The sequence below is a fragment of the Catonella morbi ATCC 51271 genome (assembly GCF_000160035.2).
GTDB lineage: Bacteria > Bacillota > Clostridia > Lachnospirales > Lachnospiraceae > Catonella > Catonella morbi.
This window is the reverse complement of record NZ_KI535366.1, coordinates 116527-138350: the sequence shown is the minus strand read 5'-3', so window position 1 is coordinate 138350 and position 21824 is coordinate 116527. Positions and strand designations below refer to the sequence as shown.

General features: G+C 38.1%; 19 protein-coding genes. 1 reads left to right on the top strand and 18 read right to left on the bottom strand.

Annotation, left to right across the window (positions count from 1 at the left end):
- The 9 genes from GCWU000282_RS00675 to pta all read right to left on the bottom strand — a co-directional run bounded on the left by GCWU000282_RS00675 (position 1) and on the right by pta (position 9148).
- Positions 1-600, bottom strand: a complete 600-nt coding sequence (locus tag GCWU000282_RS00675; protein ID WP_035038899.1) for a 5-formyltetrahydrofolate cyclo-ligase — start codon at positions 598-600, stop codon at positions 1-3.
- Between the two features lie 13 nt (positions 601-613).
- Complete coding sequence (locus tag GCWU000282_RS00670) at positions 614-2221, bottom strand: NAD(P)/FAD-dependent oxidoreductase (RefSeq protein ID WP_035038897.1); 1608 nt, start codon at positions 2219-2221, stop codon at positions 614-616.
- The gene (locus tag GCWU000282_RS00665) at positions 2221-3480 is read right to left on the bottom strand and encodes an aminoacetone oxidase family FAD-binding enzyme (RefSeq protein ID WP_023353039.1); all 1260 of its coding nucleotides are present in this window, start codon (positions 3478-3480) and stop codon (positions 2221-2223) included. The genes GCWU000282_RS00670 and GCWU000282_RS00665 overlap by 1 nt, the downstream gene beginning before the upstream one ends.
- Positions 3481-3487: 7 nt before the next feature.
- Entirely contained in the window at positions 3488-4612 is a 1125-nt protein-coding gene (locus GCWU000282_RS00660) for a DUF3048 domain-containing protein (protein ID WP_035038895.1), read from the bottom strand.
- A gap of 1 nt (position 4613) precedes the next feature.
- Positions 4614-5120 (bottom strand): rRNA maturation RNase YbeY, encoded by a 507-nt coding sequence (ybeY, locus tag GCWU000282_RS00655; protein WP_023353037.1) that lies wholly within the window; start codon positions 5118-5120, stop codon positions 4614-4616.
- Positions 5121-5306: 186 nt separating this feature from the next.
- Positions 5307-6305, bottom strand: coding sequence for a PhoH family protein (locus GCWU000282_RS00650; protein WP_035039287.1), 999 nt, complete (start codon positions 6303-6305; stop codon positions 5307-5309).
- Positions 6306-6500: 195 nt separating this feature from the next.
- Positions 6501-6677, bottom strand: coding sequence for a 30S ribosomal protein S21 (rpsU, locus tag GCWU000282_RS00645; protein ID WP_021886387.1), 177 nt, complete (start codon positions 6675-6677; stop codon positions 6501-6503).
- A gap of 165 nt (positions 6678-6842) precedes the next feature.
- On the bottom strand, positions 6843-8036 hold the full coding sequence (locus GCWU000282_RS00640; RefSeq protein ID WP_023353034.1) for an acetate/propionate family kinase: 1194 nt from the start codon (positions 8034-8036) through the stop codon (positions 6843-6845).
- A gap of 113 nt (positions 8037-8149) precedes the next feature.
- Positions 8150-9148 (bottom strand): phosphate acetyltransferase, encoded by a 999-nt coding sequence (gene pta / locus GCWU000282_RS00635; protein ID WP_035038890.1) that lies wholly within the window; start codon positions 9146-9148, stop codon positions 8150-8152.
- Between the two features lie 209 nt (positions 9149-9357).
- Here pta and GCWU000282_RS15660 point away from each other — a divergent pair, with 209 nt between their 5' ends.
- A complete protein-coding gene (locus GCWU000282_RS15660; protein ID WP_023353032.1) occupies positions 9358-10635 on the top strand; it encodes a tRNA(Met) cytidine acetate ligase in 1278 nt (425 codons plus the stop codon).
- Here GCWU000282_RS15660 and GCWU000282_RS00625 read toward each other — a convergent pair.
- Genes GCWU000282_RS00625 through infB form a run of 9 tightly spaced genes read right to left on the bottom strand, consistent with a single transcriptional unit; the run spans position 10613 to position 21802 of the window.
- Positions 10613-11356, bottom strand: coding sequence for a hypothetical protein (locus tag GCWU000282_RS00625; protein ID WP_023353031.1), 744 nt, complete (start codon positions 11354-11356; stop codon positions 10613-10615). The genes GCWU000282_RS15660 and GCWU000282_RS00625 overlap by 23 nt on opposite strands.
- A 53-nt stretch (positions 11357-11409) precedes the next feature.
- A complete protein-coding gene (gene rsmD, locus GCWU000282_RS00620; protein ID WP_023353030.1) occupies positions 11410-11964 on the bottom strand; it encodes a 16S rRNA (guanine(966)-N(2))-methyltransferase RsmD in 555 nt (184 codons plus the stop codon).
- 16 nt (positions 11965-11980) lie between these two features.
- Positions 11981-13528 (bottom strand): AAA family ATPase, encoded by a 1548-nt coding sequence (locus GCWU000282_RS16970; RefSeq protein ID WP_023353029.1) that lies wholly within the window; start codon positions 13526-13528, stop codon positions 11981-11983.
- A gap of 23 nt (positions 13529-13551) precedes the next feature.
- Complete coding sequence (gene recG / locus GCWU000282_RS00610; protein WP_023353028.1) at positions 13552-15597, bottom strand: ATP-dependent DNA helicase RecG; 2046 nt, start codon at positions 15595-15597, stop codon at positions 13552-13554.
- 13 nt (positions 15598-15610) lie between these two features.
- Complete coding sequence (locus tag GCWU000282_RS00605; RefSeq protein WP_023353027.1) at positions 15611-16510, bottom strand: bifunctional riboflavin kinase/FAD synthetase; 900 nt, start codon at positions 16508-16510, stop codon at positions 15611-15613.
- 12 nt (positions 16511-16522) lie between these two features.
- Positions 16523-17452 carry a tRNA pseudouridine(55) synthase TruB gene (truB, locus tag GCWU000282_RS00600; protein ID WP_023353026.1) on the bottom strand — a complete coding sequence of 310 codons (930 nt, stop codon included), beginning with the start codon at positions 17450-17452 and terminating at the stop codon, positions 16523-16525.
- On the bottom strand, positions 17452-18435 hold the full coding sequence (locus tag GCWU000282_RS00595; RefSeq protein WP_023353025.1) for a DHH family phosphoesterase: 984 nt from the start codon (positions 18433-18435) through the stop codon (positions 17452-17454). Before GCWU000282_RS00595 ends, truB begins: the two co-directional genes overlap by 1 nt.
- 24 nt (positions 18436-18459) lie before the next feature.
- The gene (gene rbfA / locus GCWU000282_RS00590) at positions 18460-18846 is read right to left on the bottom strand and encodes a 30S ribosome-binding factor RbfA (RefSeq protein ID WP_023353024.1); all 387 of its coding nucleotides are present in this window, start codon (positions 18844-18846) and stop codon (positions 18460-18462) included.
- Between the two features lies 1 nt (position 18847).
- Entirely contained in the window at positions 18848-21802 is a 2955-nt protein-coding gene (infB, locus tag GCWU000282_RS00585) for a translation initiation factor IF-2 (protein WP_023353023.1), read from the bottom strand.
- Positions 21803-21824 lie beyond the last annotated feature (22 nt).

The following is a 21824-nucleotide window of genomic DNA, read 5'->3' as shown; positions in this document are numbered from 1 at the left end:
CTACCTCACATCAATCTCTATGCATCTGTTTTCAGTTACTATCAGATTAACCGGCTTGTCATTTTTATCAAACGGCAGGCTTTCAAATATCTGATATTCATAAGCTAAAGCTGTTATATGAAATTTGTCTTTAGGGCATTTTGTTAAATATCTGTCATAATACCCACCACCATAGCCTATCCGTCTTCCTTTAATGTCAAAACACAGTCCGGGAATAAGCATTTCTATATTATCATTAACATTATTAACACTGATAAATTCACCGGAAACAGGCTCTAAAATTCCATAAACTCCTGATTTATATTCTGTATCCTTATTTATAAATACAAAATCCATCTCAGCTCCGGCTTTAACACCGGTTCTTATTTTGGGAAGAGCTACCTTCTTACCGTCATTCAGGGCAGTATGAATTATCCCCTGTGTAGGTATTTCCTGTTCCATAGCTGAATAAACAAATATGATTCCGGCTTCCTTATAAGAATCAAGTTCTAAATACCTGTCTGAAATTAATTTTGCATTGTATAAATCTTTTTCCAAAGTGGTAATATTGGTAGTATTTCTTCTATCCTTAACTATTTTCCTATAATCAGCCTTATCCACCGGGTTCTCTCTCCTACAATCTCTTTTCAATAATTTTTTCGGCAGCCTTCACTCCGTCTACAGCCGCACTGGTTATTCCGCCCGCATATCCGGCTCCTTCCCCAATCGGATAAATTCCCCGGATATTTGATTCAAAGGTATCGTTATCTCTTACTATTCTGAGCGGAGAAGAGGTTCTGGATTCAACCCCCAGCATAACCACATCTTCTCTGTCAAAGCCTTTTATCTTTCTGCCAAAATCCTCCATGCCGATAATAATTGACTGAGTTATGTATTCCGGTAATATATCACTTATATTAGCAAATGCAGTTTTACCTTTTGACTCTGTATTTATAAGACCAAAACCGGTACTTGTCTTATTTTCAATAAAATCTCCCAAAAGCTGAACAGGAATAGCACCGCCTGCAAGCCTAAAAGTCTTTTTTTCAAGTTCTCTCTGATATCTTACTCCTGCCAGTGCATCATCAGCCCCAAAGTCAGAGGGACTTACTGCCACAACTATTGCACTGTTTGCATTTTCAGAGTCCCTGTTGTGATAACTCATACCGTTTATAAGGGTTCCGCCTTTTTCCGAAGAAGAATTTACCACATATCCACCCGGACACATACAGAAAGAATATACTCCACGTCCTTCTACACCTGTAGAAGTTACCTTGTAATCCGCCGGAGGAAGTCTGTCATACATTTTACCATACTGATATTTACTGATCATTTCCTGTGGGTGTTCTACTCTTACTCCGACTGCAAAAGGCTTGGGGGTCATAATTATTCCCTTTGAAAACAGAAGTTCAAAGGTATCTCTTGCAGAATGTCCCAAAGCTAAAATCACTTCATCACAGGGTAAGATTTCCTCATTGTTTAATACTATATGTTTTATCTGTCCGTTTTTTTCCTCAAACCCTGTAAATTTGGTTTCAAATCTGTACTCTCCGCCCAGCGAAATAATTTCTTTTCGCATATTTATAAGTACATTTTTAAGCACATCCGTTCCTATATGCGGTTTATTTATATATAAAATTTCAGGATCTGCTCCAAATTTTACAAAGGCCTCCAGCACAAAAGGTATTCGCTTAAACGGATCTTTGACCATGGTATTTAACTTCCCATCGGAAAAAGTTCCGGCTCCTCCTTCACCAAACTGCACATTGGTAGTTTCTGACAATTCACCTGTAGTCCAGAATTTGTCTACTGTTTCAGTCCTTTTTTCTACATCCTGCCCCTGTTCTATGATCAGAGGCTTAAGTCCCGCTACCGCAAGCACATAGGCACAGAACAGTCCTGCCGGACCACTGCCTATGATTATCGGCCTGTTTTTACTCTTATCATTTAAAATTCTTTTTATTTCTAACTTCTCTTCATTATAGACAGAAACATCCTGCATAGGCTTTCTTGCCGATAATATTCTATTATAAGCCTTATCCGTAAGTGAAACAACCACCGATAAGCTATAATGAATGTCCTCTTTTTTCCTTGCATCTACCGATTTCTTTTTAGTTTCGTAAGAAATCAGCTCCTTTTCATTTATTTTTAATTTTCTGATACAGGCTTTTCTTACATCCTCAGCTGTATAGCCTATGGGAAGTTTTACCTGTGAAACCTGAAGTAATTTACCTTCTTTCATCATCCTCCGTTTCCGACCTCGTAAGCACTTGAAAATGCCCAAGTGAGGTTGTAACCTCCGCAAAGTCCGTCTACATCCAGCACTTCTCCTACAAAGAAAAGTCCGGGAACAAACTTTGATTCCAGACTGTCTGTTACTTCATCCATAGAAACACCACCTGAAGTCGTCTGTGCAGAGTCAAAATCGTCAACTTCTATTATATCAAATTTAGCTTCTTTAAGCCACTTTAAAATCATATTTAATTTAGAATCTGTTATGTTACCTACATTATTTTTATTATCTAAAAATTTATCAGCTATATATTTTGAAAGTTTTTCATAAGTAAAACCTGTTAGAAATTTATCAGCTGTTCTTTCCGATAATAATTCTCTTCTTTTTTTCAGGGTATTTTCAACTTCTGCGCCGGATTTATCATAACAGAAATCTATATTAAAATACAGTTTATTGCCCTTATCAAGCTCTCTTGCAATCCTGCCCGAAAGTTGCATTACAGGGATTCCGCCAATTCCCTGCTCAGTAAATTGAAGTTCTCCGACCTCGCTTCCCAGTAAAATCTGCTCACCCTTTTTATCAATATAGGCTTTGATCTCAGCCACACATCTTAAGCCTCCAAAGCCATGCTTACCTGTTTTGACAGAGGTAAGAGCAGGTAAAGGCTTGATTATGCTATGTCCGAGTCTTTTAATTATGTCAAACAGAGAACCGTCACTACCTGTAGAAGCACCTGCAAGTCCACCGCAGGCAATTACAAGTTTTTTAGCAAAATACGAATAAGAATTTCCCTCAGTTCCTGTTATAATTTCAAAAAGTTCACCCTTCTTCTTTACTTCAAGAATATTTATGTTGGTTTTTAACTTTACCTTAAGTCTTATTAATTCATCATTTAAGATATTTACAAATTCTTTCGCACTTTCACCCGCAGGATATACATAGCCGGCTTCTATCCTGTCAAAATTTCTGCCCTTTTTTATTGTTCCTTCAATACCAAAAGAAGAGAAAAGGTTTATAAGCCCTTTCCCTCCTAATTTGTTTATAATATTATAAGCCTTTTCTATATCACCGCTGTTGTAGCAGGACTTTTCCTGATAAAGATTGGTGAAGTTACATTTTCCATTGCCTGTTACAGCAAGCTTTTTACCTAAAGTTTTTCCATGCTCAAGTATGCTTACACTTAAGCCCTTCCCTGCTGATAAAAGCCCTGTAAGCATACCTGAAGCTCCACCGCCTACAACAATTAAATCTCTGATATCCTTAGCCATAATTCCTCTACTTTTTCTTGAAACTTATCATACCTTTTCTGTTTACAGGAAATACCGCATAGTAGGTCTTACCTGTATTTACAAGCACTTCTTCAGTATGTGCCTTATCATAATAAAACTTTGTTTTAGACTTACCGCCCTTTTTCTGCCAGTAAACCTTAATACCCTTGCCATTTGTAATATAGTAACCGCTTCCTGACCGGTTGATAAGGTCCATTGTCTGATAACCATTATGGTCTTTGTTGTATTCATTTACAAGCTGAATAAAAATATTTCTAAATTTCAGTGCTTTCCCTGTTCCTTTATCTATATGCTTAGTACCAAAGGCATATCTTGTATACAGTTTTTCTTTTTTATCATAGGTGAAAGACGGTGTCATATATCCTGAAAACGGCACCTTTACATATTTTGCCTTAAACGAGCCTTCTCTGTCATTTGTCACTTCTTCCTCCACAGAGAAATTAAAATGTGAAGTCAGCCCTTTTCTCGGTTTAGTCCTGAGTTTTTTATCTTTCATGGCCTGCATAAGCCCCTTAGCGCTTGCAAAGGCATTATGCGGAGCTCTGATACGGTTATCTCTGTAAAACGCCTTTGCACCTTCCCAGGAAAGCCCCGAAATAGTATCCACACCCAGTTTTTTAATCTCATCTATTGCATAATGTGTCTGACCGAAATGAACGAAAATCGCATCAAATTCATTTGCAAAATCCACATAATAATGTCTTGCGCTTCTTACCGAGCCTATCCTGTCACCTTTCATATAGTCGAAGACTCCCATAAGCCTGGTGATACCACCTTCCGCAAGGATTTCATAAAGAATCTCCGCCCTGCCTGTGCCTGTCTGCGGATAAGCAAATTCTATATTGTTAAACATAAAAGCAAAAGGACGTTTATTCTTATATTTTTTATCCAGCTTTTTACCGCTTAACGGACTTACATAGGCGGGTTTTTTAGGTTTTTCGGGTTCAGTCGGCAGTACAGAGGATGAACTCGCTACATTTATAGACGAACTGCTTGTAACAGATGTTCCCCCCAGACTAGATGTATTATCTCCCTTTTTTCTGCAAGCTGAAATCAAAATTAAGGCAGAAGTAAATATCATTAAGCTTGTAAGTATAATTCTCTTTTTCATATCATTCCTCATTTCTGGTTATTCCCAAAGCTTCCAGAACAGCTTCCTGCTTAGCTTCCATAACCACTCTTTCTTCATCTTCCATATGATCGTAACCAAGTAAATGCAACATGCTGTGTGCTATGAGAAAGGCAAATTCCCTTTTACGGCTATGCCCATACTCCTCAGCCTGTTCATACACCTTGTCAACAGAAATCATAATATCACCCAAAACGAGTTCATCTGTTTCAGGGTTTAAATAACATTCAGGACTTTCATTTACCGTAGAAAAGTCTGACGGCGAACTATAATCAACCATAGGAAAAGACAATACATCCGTAGGCCTGTCTATGTCTCTGAAATTTCTGTTAGCTTCTTGTATTTCATCATTTCCGGTAAGCAAAACATTAACTTCTATTTCATAAGGACAGTTTTCTGTTTCTACAGTCTTTTCTATTACGGCTTTGATAACTTCCTCATAGTCAAAGTCCGGTTCTCTTTCAGCTTCATTTTCCACTAAAATAGTCATAACTTACCCTTGCCTCCTCTAAAAATGAACTTATACTCATTCAAAGAAATTCAGTTAACGGGGCTGTGCAATAAGCAAAAGTATAACAAAATATAGAAAATTTATCATCAAATTATCACTGTATTTTGTGTATCTTATTCTTAATGCGACAGCCCCTTGGCAGTTGATATCTATGCTTATCTTCGGTCATCTCCGATAACTCCTTTTGTTTTCCTTATGAAAGTTTTTCTTTTCATATTCATCATAAGCAGTAACTATCTTTTGAACCAACGGATGACGCACTACATCCTTATTTGTTAAATTAGAAAAACCTATACCCTCTATATTTTTAAGTATCTTAACCGCCTCTTCAAGTCCGGATTTAGTTCCGTTTGCAAGGTCTTTCTGGGTTAAATCCCCCGTAATTACTACCTTAGAACCAAAGCCTATTCTTGTAAGAAACATTTTCATCTGGGCAGGAGTGGTATTCTGCGCCTCATCCAATATAATAAATGCATTGTCAAGAGTTCTTCCTCTCATATATGCAAGAGGTGCAACTTCTATCAGTCCCTTCTCTGCATTTGCCTGAAAGGTCTCTGCTCCCATAATCTGATTAAGTGCATCATAGAGCGGTCTTAAGTACGGATCTACCTTACTCTGCAAGTCACCGGGCAGGAAACCCAGCTTTTCTCCGGCTTCTATTGCCGGCCTTGTAAGTATAATTCTTTCTATTTTATTATCCTTAAATGCCTGAATTGCCATAGCCATAGCCAGATAAGTCTTTCCGGTACCGGCAGGACCGAGACCGAAGACAATTATATCCTTCTTAATCCGGTCAACATATTTTTTCTGACCTATGGTTTTAGGTTTCACAGGTTTACCGTTTACTGTATGAGCAATTATTTCTTTATCTATACTTTCAAGACTTTCCGCCCCGTCAACCGGATCCTTTATAATGGAAACCGCATAGTTTACCTGTTGTTCCGTGATATCCGTTCCCCTTAAAGACAGGGCTAAGAGCTGCTCCATCACCTTCACAGCTCCTCTTATATTTTCTTTATTTCCCTTTATATGTGTAATTCCGTCTCTTGATACTATATCCACACCAAAAGACTTCTCTATTATCTTAATATTACTGTCAAAGGCTCCTGACACATTTGACTCATGACTTACAGGTATATTTATTGTGATTTCAGAAACTGTCAAGTTATATACTCCTTTTACCATAAAAAGTGTGTAATTACGCATGCTTCGTGCACGATCGGTGGCATAAGGCAAACTTCCCGCCCGAGGTGAACCTCACTCAGAGAGATTTTTTTTAATAGGGATTTCGGAGAAATTTCCTATTAAAAAAATAAAAAGACGCAGAGCCATATCGACACTGCGTCCTTTCAACTTTAATTATTTGAATTTACGTTTTCTGGCAGCCTCAGACTTTTTCTTACGTCTGACAGATGGCTTCTCGTAATGCTCTCTTTTACGAATCTCCTGCTGAATACCTGCCTTCGCACAGTTTCTTTTGAAACGGCGAAGAGCGCTATCAAGAGTTTCGTTTTCCTTAACGATTACATTTGACATTCTCTCACCAACCCTCCCCTCCAGCTGTAGTTTAGTGCCGACAACTGATTGGGTAATAATAATCATAGCACGCTAATATTCTATAATATATAAGTAGTTTTGTCAAGCATAATTTACAAAATGCATAAAGCGGCTTACATAGCCTGTTTAACCGCTAAAATATGCTTATTTTACAAGAGCCAAAGTATCTTTTGCTATTGCAAGCTCCTCATTTGTAGGAATTACAAATACCTTAACCTTACTGTCAGGAGTAGAGATGAGCATATTCTTACCTCTTTCCTTATTGGCAGCATCATCAATCTTAATTCCGAGATACTCAAGGTTCTCACAAATTGCTTTTCTTGTGGATGCACTATTCTCACCTACACCGGCAGTAAAGGCGATTGCATCTACACCGTTCATAGCTGCCGCATAAGCACCGATATACTTAATTACTCTGTATTTGAAAGCATCGTTAGCAAGTTTTGCTCTCTCATTACCCTCTGCCTCTGCCTTATCAAGGTCTCTAAAGTCACTTGATACACCGGAAAGTCCCAATACACCGGATTTCTTATTGAGAAGGTTAAGAATTTCATCTATGCTCTTATTCTCGTGATTTGCAATAAACTGAACCACAGCAGGATCTATATCACCCGATCTGGTTCCCATAATAAGTCCTTCTAACGGCGTAAGTCCCATAGATGTATCCACACACTTTCCGTCTATTGAAGCTGAAATCGAAGAACCGTTTCCAAGATGACAAACTATAACCTTTCTATGTCCTTCAGGAAGCTCACCAAATCTAATTGTTTCAGCAGAAACAAACTTGTGGCTGGTTCCGTGGAAACCGTAACGGCGGATAGAATATTTCTCATAATATTCATAAGGAATAGCATACATATGAGCCTTAGGCGGCATAACCATACCAAAACCGGTATCAAATACCGCTACATTAGGTGTACCCGGCATAGCTTCTTCACAGGCTTCAATACCCATAAGGTTTGCGGGATTATGAAGTGGTCCGAGATCGAAACAGTCTCTGATTACCTTCTTAACATCTTCGGTAACAATTACAGGATCACTGTAAACCGTACCTGCATGAAGTACTCTGTGACCTACGGCAGCTATCTCGGAAACATCGGCAATTACACCATGTTCCTTATCTGTAAGTGCATCCATAACAAGCTTAACGGCTACAGTATGGTTAGGCATTGCATGTTCAAGTACAAAATCTTCCTTTCCCACAGCCTTATGAGTAAGCAGTGAGCCATCAATATTGATTCTTTCGCAAAGCCCCTTTGCAATTACTTCTTCTGTTTCCATATCAATAAACTGATATTTCAGAGAAGAACTTCCGCAGTTAAGTACCAAAACTTTCATAAAAATTACCCCTTTGTATTTTATTTTTATCTAAACCTGAGCTTTTATAAGAATCAGGCTTATTTCTCAAAATTACAATCACCGGCTTAACATTATTTAAAACCGGGACATTACTACATCTGTGCCTGTACAGCAGTTATGGCAACTACTCCTACTATATCACTTGCTGAGCAGCCTCTCGAAAGATCATTTACAGGACCTGCAATTCCCTGTGTAAGAGGACCGTAAGCCTCAGCCTTTGCAAGACGCTGAACCAATTTGTAACCAATATTGCCAGCATCGAGATTTGGGAAAATAAGTGTATTGGCATGTCCCGCAACCTTACTTCCCGGAGCTTTAAATTCACCGACAGAAGCAACTAGCGCGGCATCAAGCTGAAGTTCGCCGTCAAGTGCCAGTCCCGGATTTTCTGCCTTTGCAAGCTTTGTAGCTTCCTGCACCTTGGTAACATCATCATGTTTAGCCGAACCCATAGTTGAGTATGATAGCATAGCCACCCTTGGTTCAGCCTGAACCAGATTCCTAAATGACTCCGCAGAAGACTTCGCTATAGCTGCAAGTTCCTCCGCATTAGGGTTCTGGTTAAGACCGCAGTCAGAGAAAACAAAGGTTCCGTTTTCTCCCATGTCACAATTTGGTACTTCAACTATAAAGAAAGATGAAACCAGTTTAGTCCCCGGCTTAGTCTTAAGAATCTGAAGACTAGGTCTTAAAGTATCGGCCGTAGAATGGCAGGCACCTGAAACAAGTCCGTCTGCATCCTTCATTTTAATCATCATTACACCAAAATAGGTATTACTTTCAGTAAGAATCTTTCTTGCTTCTTCCTCTGTCATCCCCTTGCTTTTCCTAAGTTCAACCAGGGCTGCTACATAAGAATCTAACTTATCACTTTTTTCCGGATCGATTATTTTGGCACCGGTCACATCAAATCCGCCCTTTTTAGCGTCTTCTAAAATCTTCTCCTCTTTCCCAAGAAGAACAAGCTCAGCAATCTCCTCCTTAAGTACTTTGTCAGCAGCCTCCAGTGTTCTCATATCTTCACTTTCAGGAAGAACTATGACCTTCTTTGAAGTTTTTGCTTTTGCTTTGATTTGATCAATAAATGACATGACTTTTGCTCCTTTCAAACTATATAAAATTATAAATATTATAAATATTATGGAAAAATGCATTACTAAAGTAAAATTTCATATGTTATTTAGCATTTTGCCCTAATTATCATTATAAACCCTTTATGAAAAACATACAATGGATAGTTGAGAAAAAAATAAAAATATATTAAAATGATTGTAAATAAATACAAAAAATCAGGAGATTTATGGTAAATAATAAAAAAGTCGCTGCTATAATTGCGGAATACAATCCTTTTCACAACGGTCATGCCTACCATATTGCAGAAACTAAAAAAATTACAGAAGCAGAATACATAGTAATTCTTATGAGCGGAAACTATGTTCAGCGAGGCGAGCCTGCAATTATAGACAGGTATCTAAGAGCTGAGTCCGCTCTTCTTTCAGGTGCCGACGCCGTATTTGAACTTCCCGCTACTGTATCTACGGGAAGTGCGGAAATCTTCGCAGACGGTGCTGTGGCTCTTGCGCATAAACTCGGAATAGTTGACTGTTTATCATTTGGTGCGGAAAATGATGATATGACTGAACTTGTAAATTGCAGTAATTTTTTAATTAAAAAAAATCACAATGAAGATATTGCAAAAATTATGGCTACCGGAGTCGCTTATCCTGAGGCAAGGGATATTTACCTCAGAAAAAACGGCTACGAAAAAGAAGCTGAATTACTTAAAACTTCAAATAACATACTTGCCATAGCCTATCTGAATAAGCTGCATAGATTAAATTCAAAAATTAAGCCTATTGCAATAAAAAGAGCTGAGGTCTTACATGATGAGGAAATTAATATAAAGCAGGATTCAAATATAGCATCCGCTAAGGCAATAAGACAGGACTTGCACAATAACTCAGGTAAAATAAGCCTAAGATATCTTCCAGACTCTTCCAAGAATATATTGAATCCAAGCGGAAGCTATATAAAAAACAATGATTTTTCCGATATTTTATTTTATAAACTCGGAGAAATTATTTACAAAAATAACAAAAAAACAGCAATACAACTTCTTGGCGGATACAGTGATGTAACCGAAGACCTGGCTTCAAGAATCTGCAATCTGTTTGGCAAGGCTTCTGCCTATGATGATTTTGCGGCTTCTTTGTGGTCAAAAAACTACACTTACGCAAGAATAGACAGGGTTTTACATCATATAATCGGAGGAATTACCAAAGATATCATAGCTATGAATCAGCCTTATGACCTCTGCCCTTATATAAGGCCTCTTGCAATTAAAAGTGAATCTATTGATATATTAAACGCAGTGGGCAGAGAAGTTAAAAACAGCACAAATGTCGAACTTATTACAAGAATAAGTGATGTTTCCAAATTAAAAAACAAAACAGCCATAAAAACCTTTGAAATTACAAGGTTTATGACTGCTTTATATAGTCAGATTTCATTTAAAAATTATAATTTGCACACTCACAACGAAGCTTCAGAGAGCTTTATTTATCTCTTTTCTTCTTAAATGAGAATTTATTGGTGAGGTCATAAAGCTGTTCATCATCTTCTTCTTCATCATCAAATTCATCATCTTCTTCATCAAGGGCTTTGTTGTCATCTTTTTGAACAGAGTCCTCTTCTTCAAAATCTTCAGGAGAAACTTTTACGGTAAATCTTTCCTGTGTTTCCTCTTCTTCATTTTCTTCCGAGATATAACCGTTAACTTCTCTGGCCTCAAGAATCTGAGCATTTAATTCATCTCTGTTATTCTTAACTATATCAAGAGTATTATTTAAGGTCTCTATAACACTGTCAGAGTTTTCCACAGTCACTTTAAGATTATGAGAAACCATTTTCTCTACTGTTGCGAGCATCTCTTCTGCATAAGAAAGAGCACCGATTTTTATCTCGGTTGCCATTTCTTCAGCTTCCTTGATAATATCATCAGCTTCTTTTTCTGCATTATCAATAATATTTTGAGCCTCTTTATCAGCGGCAATCACAACTTGATCTTCTTTAATAAGCTCTTGAAGTTGTTTTTTGGCTTCTTCTTCGATCTGAACCGCCTTGTTCATAGCAGCCTTTAAAATTTCATTCTTAGCTTTGGTTATCTTTGACGCCTCTTCAAGCTCATTTGGTAAGGTCTGTCTAAGTTTGTCAATATAATTAAACAGTTCATCCTTGGAAATCTTTATCTTATCTCTGGATAAAGGACCTGCATTGTGGCTGTCAACATAATCTGACATATCATCTATAATTTTTAATATTTTTTACATCTGCCATAGCTCATTCTCCAAATTTATTTTTTTCTTAAGAACAAATGCCTGTTATTCTTATACAACTTATCTTTGACAATTTTAAGGCTAAAATCATCTACATATGAAAAATCTGTATTTTTGTTTGCCTCAACTATAATTATAGCATCTTCGTCAAGTATCTTCGAATTTATAATTGCATCCAAAATTCCGCGCTCCAGATTCTGATTATAGGGAGGATCTACAAATACAATATCAAATTTTTTCTTTTCTATTTCCAAAGCCCTCAGTCCTGATAACGCTTCCATTTTAAGAACTAAGGCTTTATCCGTAAATTTAGTTTTATCTACATTAGCCTTAATACAATTAACAGCTTCATCAGATTTTTCTACAAAGGCAGCAAATACAGCTCCCCTGCTCAAAGCCTCTACCCCTATCTGACCACTGCCTGCAAAAAGATCTAAGAAATTAGAGCCTTCTACGTAACCTTGAAGCATATTAAACAAGGTTTCTTTAATCTGATCGGATGTCGGTCTGGTTTCTAAGCCTTTTGGGGTAATAAGCGGAACGCTTCTTGCACTACCGGCTATAACTCTCATTATATATCACCTTTTCCTAAAATTCAAAGTCTTCAGCTTTTATTATTGATAAATCTTCTATGGTAGGCTCGGGAATGCCTGACAGTCTGTTTGCCTGTCCTACAAGCATTTTTTCGAAAAGATTTCTTATACCTCTTGCATTTCCGAAAAGTCTCTTAGCATTTTCATTCATTCCCGAAAGATAAGTCCTAAGTTTCTCTAAAGCACTGTCTTCAAGTTTCATTTCCATTTTTGAAGCCATAGAATACATAATAGCTATCAGCTCATCTTCATTGTAGTCCTTAAATTCAATAAACTTATTAAATCTTGAAACAAGTCCTGTGTTAGCCTGAAGAAAATCATTCATTTCTTTGGTATAACCTGCCACTATAACAACAAGATCATCTCTATGGTCTTCCATCAGCTTCACAAGAGTATCTATAGCCTCGCTCCCAAAATCATTTGCCGCTCCCGGCGATGACAGAGAATAGGCTTCATCTATAAATAATACACCTCCCAGTGCCTTATTTACAACCTCCGTAACCTTTAAGGCTGTCTGCCCGACATAACCGGCAACCAGTCCCGAACGGTCAACCTCTATAAGTCCGCCCTTTGAAAGAACTCCAAGCTCCTTGTAAATACTCGCTATAAGTCTGGCAACCGTTGTCTTTCCCGTACCCGGACTGCCTGTGAATACCATATGATATGACATATCCGGAGACGGAAGTCCTTTTTTCTTTCTGAGCTGTCTTATATTAATAAGATTTATTAATGAATTAACTTCATTCTTAACTTCTTCTAATCCTACAAGTGCTTCAAGCTCGCCAACCAGTTCATCAAGCCGCTTTTTCCTGTCTTCTTCCTTAAAAGGAATAGGTTCGGGAACGGCTACCTTAGGTAAATCTTCATTTTTAACAGGCTGCTCATTTGCCGTAACTTCTTTTAGAATAGGCACAACTTCATCAGCATCCTTTTCTTCGTTATTATCCTTTGCTTCCTCATCCGAAAAACCTTCTCCCGGCATACCTATGTCGCCTGATGCCTTGCGGAACAAATATCTTTCATTTATACGTTCCGCCCTGTCCGAAAAGAAAACAAAGGCCTTAACCGAACTATAGTAGTCTATTATAAACTGAGGAAGGAACTCGTCTCTGTTTGCATTAAGATAAGACATCGCAACTATTATATTGAGAATCATATCTACATAGGCACTTGACATATTGGAGTTCTTCTCTCTGTCACGCAAAGAACAAAGTTGCATAATAATCGGCGGAGCTTTAACTACCGCATCAGCCTGTCTTATTATTTCTCCGCTTATATCTTCAACATCCGAGATATCATACTGTTTACTATCCGGAAGCGAAACTATGAATTTAACCTCATCTTCACCTAATTTTCCGCCATAGATTGCAATATTGATTAAAAGTGACTGTATATACAAGTCTAAAGTCTGAAAAATAGTCTTGTGAAGAATCTTCTCTGCCTGTATAAAATAGCCTTCACGCTCTAATTTGGAACAATAGCCAATAAGTGCTCTATAATTAGCCTTTGCTATATCAAAGACCTGCCCTGCATTTGTATACATAAACATCCCCTATCCATAAACATCTAAAGAGTCATTACATCTTCTCCGTAAACAAATCCATCTGAGTAAAAATTCCTTCCTCTATCATAACATTCATTTTTGATTTTGTCACTCATGCATTTTACAGTTTCAGAAGTTATTTTTAAAATATCCGCATCTCCGATGATATCTCCCAGATTAAATGCCATTTCTCCGCTCTGTCTTATACCGAATACATCTCCCGGTCCGCGAAGTTTCATATCCTCTTCCGCTATCTTAAAACCATCATTTGATTTATTAAGAATGTTAAGTCTTTCCATAGCCTCTTTAGAAGTATTACCGGACATAAATATACAGTAAGACTGTGCATTTCCTCTGCCTATACGGCCTCTGAGCTGATGAAGAGACGCAAGACCGAAGCGGTCCGCATTTTCAATCATCATAACTGTTGCATTCGGTACATTAACGCCCACTTCTACAACTGTAGTTGATATCAAGATATCTATCCTGCCATCAGAGAACTCTTCCATAATCTGATTTTTCTCATCATTCTTCATCTTGCCATGAAGATATTTAATTTTGGCTTTATTTCCAATCAGAGAAGTAAGTTCTTCGGTGTAGCTGATTACATCGGAAAGTTCATCATTCTCTTCTGATTTTTCTACCATGGGACAGATAATATAAGCCTGATGTCCTTTGTTTACTTCACTTAAAATAAACTTATAGGCCGTCATCCTGTAGTCTTCATCAACTACACAGTTTTTAATAGGCAGTCTGTCAGCCGGAAGTTCATTCACTATGGAAATATCCAAATCTCCGTATAATATTACTGCTAAGGTTCTGGGAATAGGTGTGGCACTCATAACCATAATATGAGGTTCAATGCCCTTGTCCGCAAGTTTCTCTCTCTGCTTCACACCGAAACGGTGCTGTTCATCAGTAATGACTAATGCCAGTTTATCATAGACCACCTTCTCCTGTATAAGAGCATGAGTGCCTATAATAATATCAGCTTCATGATTTTCTATCCTGCTTAAAGTTTCCTTTCTCTCCCTGCCTTTAACAGAGCCCGTGAGTAGTACAACTCTGATTCCATATTGTTCCAGCATTGTAGAAAAACTTTCAAAATGCTGTCTTGCAAGTACCTCGGTAGGCACCATAACACTCGACTGATAGCCGTTTTTAGTCATAAGCAGACAAGCCAGTATTGCAAGCAGGGTTTTTCCTGAACCGACATCTCCCTGTACAAGCCTGTTCATCCTAAACCCGGATGTGAGATCATTTTCTATTTCTTCCCAAACTTTTTGTTGGGCGTTTGTAAGCGAAAATGGAAGCGAGGAAATAAAATCTACAGTTGTAGAACTCTTTTCTACAACATAAGAACTTCCGTTTTCTTCTCTTCCCTGTTTTAATCTGTCAATAGAAAGCGCAAACAGGAAAAATTCATCAAATACAAGTCTTCTTCTCGCCTCAATTAAAGTATCATAGGACTTGGGGAAATGTATTTCCTGTAAGGCATCTTTAAGGGAAATAAGAGAATTGTCTTTTTTGATATTTTGCGGAAGATAGTCAATACCTGAAATAACCTCAACAAGTACTTCTTTTATAGACTTTCTTAACAAATTGCTTGTTACTCCTTTTGTAAGCCTATAAATCGGCTGGAGTACCTCAGTCTTCCTTCGGTATTCAGCTTCTGTAAGTATTTCGGGCTGAACTATACGAATAAACTTTCCATTTCTAGATACCCTACCACGAAAGATATTATGTACCCCTTTAGAAAGTTTAGTTTTCATAAAAGGCATATTAAACCAATTCAGCTCTATTTTACCGCTTCCGTCAGTTACTTCACAGATTAAAATGCTTTTCTTGCCCATCTGTTTTAATATCGGTGCTGAAGCCGGTATTGCAGAAATAACTGCAGTCATACCGTTTTTAAGTGAACTTATCGGAGTTATTTTTTCATACTTATCATAATTTCTCGGAAAATATTTTATTATGTCTCTCTTGGTATAAATACCGAGCTTGTTAAGGAGGGCTGCGGTTTTATTACCGATACCCTTAATGGCAGTGATACTTTCTTCTAAAACCATATTCCCTCCCGTATTAAATCTCCTTAGCCTTAATTACATCAATATTAACCTGCTTTTTAACCTCTTCCAGAGATGCAAATTTCATTTCGGGTCTAATAAAGTCAAGTAGATTTACTTTTGCAAAATGCCCGTAAACATCCTCATTTAATCCAAATAACCAGGTTTCAACTCCTACAGCATTATTTTCACTTATAGTAGGTTTTACCCCAATATTGGTTATTCCCCTGTATATTTTACCGTCCAACTCAGTATCTGAAGCATATACTCCAAATGGCGGAAGCAATTTATTTTCGTCAGGTTTTATGTTTATGGTAGGCATACCTACAGTATGTCCCAAATGATTGCCATGTATAATTATTCCGGAAACAGAAAAAGTCCTTCCAAGCAAATCATTTACAGTTTTTATATCTCCCTTTTTTATAAGCTCTCTGATTCTGGTGCTAGAAATTTCCTCTCCATACATAACCTTTTTAGCTATAACTTTTAGTTCATAACCAAAATCTCCGCTTCTTTTTTCAAGATAATCCACATCTCCGAGCCTGCCTTTACCAAACCTAAAATCCGTACCAACCACAAGCTTTTTTGCACCTAATTTATCATGGATTATGTTTTTTATAAAGTCATCCGCAGATGTATTAATTGTCTCTTTGTCAAAAGGAAAATTAATCATATAATCCAAGCCAAAGTTCTGAACTAACATTCTTCTTTCTTCATTGGTATCAATCACTCTCATTGTCCTGTCAAAGAACTTGCTCAAAGGATTTACATCAAAAGTAAATAATACCTTTGTAAGTCCGTTACTACTCAGCACTTCGTTAATAAGCTCTTTATGTCCCAAGTGCAGACCGTCAAATTTGCCTATGGTTACAGCAGTATCAGACAATTTAAAGTCGCTTCCCTGAATATACTCCATTCATTCACCACCTCAAAACATCTTATCTATTTTCAATGCATTTATCTTCTCATAATAACAGTAGACGGCTTTAAATTCCCCATCTTTATTATACATTCTAAACTTTTCACCATCTTTAATATTATCGAAACCCGGTTCAAGTCTTGCCTCTTCCATATTAACTATTCCGCCATTGTCAAGTAAAACACCGGCATAACCTGTTACATCTATTCTTCTCAGATTATAAAAAATCTTCTCTATCGGAATAATTATCTCATCAACCCTGTTTTCTTTAACAATTTTTTCTATTTCATCCAGCTTATAACTGTTTTCTAAATAAAAATCACCTGTTCTTGTTCTTAAAAGACTTTTCATGGCTGCCTTGCAGCCCAAAGCTTCACCAATATCTTTACAAAGAGTTCTTATATAGGTTCCCTTTGAGCAATCAACAATTACAGTAATTTCTCTGTTGATGATATCAATATTCTTTATCTCTATTCCGTAAACGGTAATTTCACAGGGTTTGCGCTCTATTACTTTACCCTCTCTTGCAAGTTCATAAAGCCTCCTGCCATTCACTCTTTTAGCGGAGTACATAGGCGGAGTCTGAAATTGTGTACCAATAAATTTATCTGTTATTTTTGTTAAATTCTCTGCAGTCAGATTTTCTTCATACCAGTTTTCAGGATAATTTGTCTTCTCGGTTATTTCGCCTGTAGTATCCTCTGTATCAGTGGCTATTCCAAGTTTCATTACGGCAATATACTGCTTCTTATGGCCTGTAAGCAATTCACATAGTTTAGTTGCTTTACCAACACACATAGGCAGCACACCCTCGGCTGCAGGATCAAGTGTTCCCGTATGACCGATTTTGCGCTGCCTAAGAATACCTGTAAGTCTGGATACTGCATCTCGAGAAGTATAGCCTACTTCTTTATATACATTTATGACTCCGTTTATCATTAAATATAACCCTTTGCATGCAACTGAAATTGTATTTGTTTTGTAAGATTATTGATTACATCATGCACTGTTCCGCCTGATATGGTACAGCCGGCAGCCATTTTATGACCACCACCGCCAAAAAATGCAGCTACCTTACTTACATCTAAATCAGTTACTGTTGAACGCATACTTACCTTAAATGAGTGAGGTTCTCTTTCACTGATAAAAATAGCTATCTTTACACCTTCTGTAAGTCTTAACTGATCTATAATTCCGCTGAGATCATTATCACCTACCATGTAAAAGTCCATTTCCTTGCGGGTAAGATATGAAACTACACCTGTACCTTCCCATAGCAGCATACTTTCCATAAGACATCTTCCAAGTACCTGATTTTGCTTATATGTCTTAGAGTAAAAATTATGGTCTATTATATGACCAAAGTCAATTCCCTTTGCCATAAGCTCACCTGCAATTTCCATTGTACGCTTTGAGGTACAGTTATGATGGAACACACCTGTATCGTGTATAATACCTGTATAAAGACAGGTTGCAACATCCTTATCAATTAAGTCTATATCCATCATTTCATATATAAGCTCACAGGTAGAGCTGAGTGATGTAATTATATAATTCTCATCAGCCACACCCTTACTTGTTATATGATGATCCAGGCAGATAGTTTTTCCCGCTTTATCAAAAAGCTTTGAAACTACTCCTATTCTTTCTACGTCTCCGAGATCCAACATAAAAAATACATCATAAGCTTTATCTTCAGGCTCATTCTTGATAAATTCAGAACCCGGCAGCTCATCAAATTCTCTGCCAATAGGCTCTAAATATACATCTACATTTTTGCCTGATTTTTTTAAATAATTATAAATAGCCAGTGTAGAGCCGACACAATCTCCGTCAGGATTAACATGACCTGCGACAGCTACTGTATCAGCATCTTTAACAAGGTCTAAAATATGAACCAAATTATAATTTCCTACAAACATTGTGCCTCCTATGATAAGTAAGACTTAGTCATTATCTTCTTCTGAATCTTCTGCCTTATCTTTCGCCTTAACCTGATTAATGAGTGCAGACATATGCATTCCGTATTCAATAGAAGTATCAAGATGAAATCTAAGCTCAGGAGTATTTCTAAGATTGATACTCTTTGCAAGCTGGCTTCTAAGATACGGCATTGCACTTTTAAGTCCTTCCAAGGTATCCTTCTGCTTCTTTTCATCTCCGAGCACACTTACAAATACCTTGGCAGTCTTTAGGTCAGGAGCTACCTCAACATCCGTTACGGAAGTAAGTGAGCTTACCCTTGGGTCTTTCACTCCCATTCTGATAAGTTCACTTAAAGCTCTCTGAACCTCGGAATTTATTCTGACATTTTTAATACTGTTTTTACGCATTCTAACTCCTTGGAACTTCTACCATCTGATAAAGCTCAACCTTATCTTCCTCTTTTACATCATTAAATTTCTCAAATACAAGACCACATTCATAGCCTGCATTTACTTCCTTGACATCATCCTTAAATCTCTTAAGCGAAGCCAGATTTCCTTCAAATATAAGGTCTTTATCTCTTGTAATTCTGGCCTTGCAGCCTCTTATTATCTTACCGTCAAGTACAAATGAACCTGCTATATTACCGATTCCCGAAGCCTTAAATACCTGCCTGATTTCTGCATGTCCTATTACTTTTTCCTCATAAATAGGCTCAAGCATACCCTTCATAGCAGATTCTACATCAGAAATAATACTGTATATAACCTTATAAAGTCTTACATCAACTTTCTCCCTATCCGCAGTATCTTTTGCCACCGCATCCATTCTTACATTAAATCCGATTACAATCGCATTGGAAGCACTTGCAAGAGAAATATCAGACTCATTGATTGCACCGACTGCGCCATGTATAACTCTGATTGCAACTTCTTCATTATTAAGCTTAATAAGACTCTGCTTAATAGCCTCAACCGAGCCCTGAACATCTGCCTTAATAATAACATTAAGCTCTTTTACTGTACCTGCCTTAATCTGGTCGAAGAGTCCGTCAAGAGAAAGTTTCTTTCTGCTCTCATCTATAAGTCTTGCCTTATCCTGCGCAATAAATGTTTCAGCCGCAGCTCTGGCCTCCTTATCATCCTTGAAACTGAGCATTGTGTCACCGGAATTAGGAACTCCGTTAAGACCAAGTATTTCCACAGGTATGGAAGGACCGGCTTCCGCCACATTGTTTCCCTTATCGTCAAGCATAGCTCTTACTTTACCAAAAGAAGAACCGATTGAAATAGAGTCACCTACATGTAAGGTACCCTTCTGTACGAGCACAGTAGCAACAGGACCTCTGCCTTTATCAAGACTTGCCTCGATAACAATACCTCTTGCATCTCTGTTTGGATTAGCCTTATATTCAGCCACATCAGCAGTAAGAAGTACCATTTCAAGAAGCTGTGGTATACCTTCTTTAGAATGAGCCGAAACAGGAACAAAGATGGTTGAACCACCCCAATCCTCAGGAATAAGCTCATATTCTGTAAGCTCCTGCTTAACCTTATCTATATTGGCACTTGGTTTATCTATCTTATTGATTGCAACAATAATCTCAATTCCGGCAGCCTTAGCATGGTTTATAGCCTCAACAGTCTGCGGCATTACTCCGTCATCAGCAGCCACCACAAGAATAGCTATATCGGTAGATTTTGCTCCACGCATACGCATAGCTGTAAACGCTTCATGTCCAGGCGTATCGAGGAAGGTAATCTTCTTCCCATCAATCATAACCACAGAAGCACCTATACTCTGTGTAATACCTCCTGCCTCACGGCTTGTTACATTGGTTGAACGGATTGCATCCAGAAGGGAAGTCTTACCATGGTCAACATGTCCCATTACGCAGACTACAGGAGGTCTTCTTTCCATAAGAGCCTCATCCTCTTCATCTTCCTTAAGAAGCTCTGCAACCAAGTCAACAGGCTCTTCCAGCTCACAGATAATATTATATTCTAACGCAATCTCTTCAGCCTCTTCAAAGCTTATATCCTGGGTTACGGTATACATTTTGCCCTGTAAGAAAAGCTTTTTAATAATTGCTGAAGGCTGAATCTTCATCTTATCGGCAAGTTCCTTAATAGTCAGGGCATCAGGAATAACAATATTCTTGATTGTATCCTCTTCAACAGGCTTGGCTACAACCTCAGGCTTAATGAAGGCTCCCTTTCTGTTAGGATCTTTCTTCTTTCTGTGCGCTACAGTATCGTCATCATCGATATTTGAAAGCACTTTGTTCTTGTCAAAACGCTTACCGAGATTCTTCTCGGCACGCTCTCTTTCTTTAGCTTTCTCGCGCTCTCTTTCGCGCTCTCTGTCACGATTGCCTGTCTTGGTTATAATACGTTCTTCGCCACCGGCACTGCTCTGGCCTCTTGACTGACCGCCTCTTGCTCCTGCATTATTACCGTTACGGCTGCCACCCGCAGCACCTCTCCTGTCATTTGATGAATTCCCATCCTTGTTGAAAGGCTTGTCACCTCTTTGTCCCTGAGGTCTTTCTGAGTTTCTGCCACCTCTAAACCCTTCGTTCTTATTCTGCCCATCTCCCTGTCTGGAACGGTTTTCTCTGTTCCCCTCTTTTGAAGAATCTCTTTGTCCCTGAGGTCTGTCAGCTCTTTTTCTGTCTCCCTGTTTCTGAGCTTTATTGCCCGAACCGGAGGCATTGCTTTTACCCGGCTTATCACTATTTAAAGCTGCGGCCTGACTTGCCTTCTTTCTTGCAAATGCGATTGCAGCTTCTTCCGGAGAAACAGAAGGTGATTCGGAAACAACTTTCTCTTCCGGTTCTTTAGCTTGAACAGCCTTCTGTTCTTTTGCTTCACCTTGAGATTCTTTTACTTTAGGCTCTTTAACCTTAGTCTCTTTTTCTACAGCAGTAGACTCGTTTTTAGCGGACTTAGCCTCAGCCATTTTAGCCTCTTCAGATTTAATCTCTTTAACCTTAGCTTCCTTAGCACCTGATTCTTCCTTCTGCAAAGCTTTCTTTGCTTCAGCTTCGGCAGAAATCTTCTTAGCTTTTCTTTCCGCCGCTTCACGAACTTCCGGTGGTCTTCCATCAAAAGTCTGCTTCATTGGTTTCGGAGCAGAAGTCTGTTTTACACGTTTTGGTTTGGCTTCGGCTTTTGGTTCAGGTTTAACTTTTTTTATAGTCTCGGGAGCAAACTTCATACGTACGGTTTTCTCCTCTTCTTCACTCAAGATACTGTTCATATTTTTCACATTTTCATAGCCGTTTTCATGAAGAAAATCAACAACTTCCTTACTCTTTAAATTTACCTCAGCCGCCAACTCACTTACTTTAATTTTAGACATTTTATCGCCTTTCCCATTTAAT

Excerpts from the sequence above, each read along its gene's own strand:
- truB (WP_023353026.1), bottom strand. The coding sequence starts at position 17,452 with ATGATAAACGGAGTCATAAATGTATATAAAGAAGTAGGCTATACTTCT.
- rpsU (WP_021886387.1), bottom strand. The coding sequence starts at position 6,677 with ATGTCAAATGTAATCGTTAAGGAAAACGAAACTCTTGATAGCGCTCTT.
- GCWU000282_RS00640 (WP_023353034.1), bottom strand. The coding sequence starts at position 8,036 with ATGAAAGTTTTGGTACTTAACTGCGGAAGTTCTTCTCTGAAATATCAG.
- GCWU000282_RS00625 (WP_023353031.1), bottom strand. The coding sequence starts at position 11,356 with ATGTCAGATTATGTTGACAGCCACAATGCAGGTCCTTTATCCAGAGAT.
- rbfA (WP_023353024.1), bottom strand. The coding sequence starts at position 18,846 with ATGCGTAAAAACAGTATTAAAAATGTCAGAATAAATTCCGAGGTTCAG.
- GCWU000282_RS00665 (WP_023353039.1), bottom strand. The coding sequence starts at position 3,480 with ATGGCTAAGGATATCAGAGATTTAATTGTTGTAGGCGGTGGAGCTTCA.
- infB (WP_023353023.1), bottom strand. The coding sequence starts at position 21,802 with ATGTCTAAAATTAAAGTAAGTGAGTTGGCGGCTGAGGTAAATTTAAAG.
- GCWU000282_RS00595 (WP_023353025.1), bottom strand. The coding sequence starts at position 18,435 with ATGTTTGTAGGAAATTATAATTTGGTTCATATTTTAGACCTTGTTAAA.
- GCWU000282_RS15660 (WP_023353032.1), top strand. The coding sequence starts at position 9,358 with ATGGTAAATAATAAAAAAGTCGCTGCTATAATTGCGGAATACAATCCT.
- GCWU000282_RS00660 (WP_035038895.1), bottom strand. The coding sequence starts at position 4,612 with ATGAAAAAGAGAATTATACTTACAAGCTTAATGATATTTACTTCTGCC.
- recG (WP_023353028.1), bottom strand. The coding sequence starts at position 15,597 with ATGGTTTTAGAAGAAAGTATCACTGCCATTAAGGGTATCGGTAATAAA.
- GCWU000282_RS16970 (WP_023353029.1), bottom strand. The coding sequence starts at position 13,528 with ATGTATACAAATGCAGGGCAGGTCTTTGATATAGCAAAGGCTAATTAT.
- GCWU000282_RS00670 (WP_035038897.1), bottom strand. The coding sequence starts at position 2,221 with ATGAAAGAAGGTAAATTACTTCAGGTTTCACAGGTAAAACTTCCCATA.
- rsmD (WP_023353030.1), bottom strand. The coding sequence starts at position 11,964 with ATGAGAGTTATAGCCGGTAGTGCAAGAAGCGTTCCGCTTATTACCCCA.
- GCWU000282_RS00605 (WP_023353027.1), bottom strand. The coding sequence starts at position 16,510 with ATGGAGTATATTCAGGGAAGCGACTTTAAATTGTCTGATACTGCTGTA.
- ybeY (WP_023353037.1), bottom strand. The coding sequence starts at position 5,120 with ATGACTATTTTAGTGGAAAATGAAGCTGAAAGAGAACCGGACTTTGAC.
- pta (WP_035038890.1), bottom strand. The coding sequence starts at position 9,148 with ATGTCATTTATTGATCAAATCAAAGCAAAAGCAAAAACTTCAAAGAAG.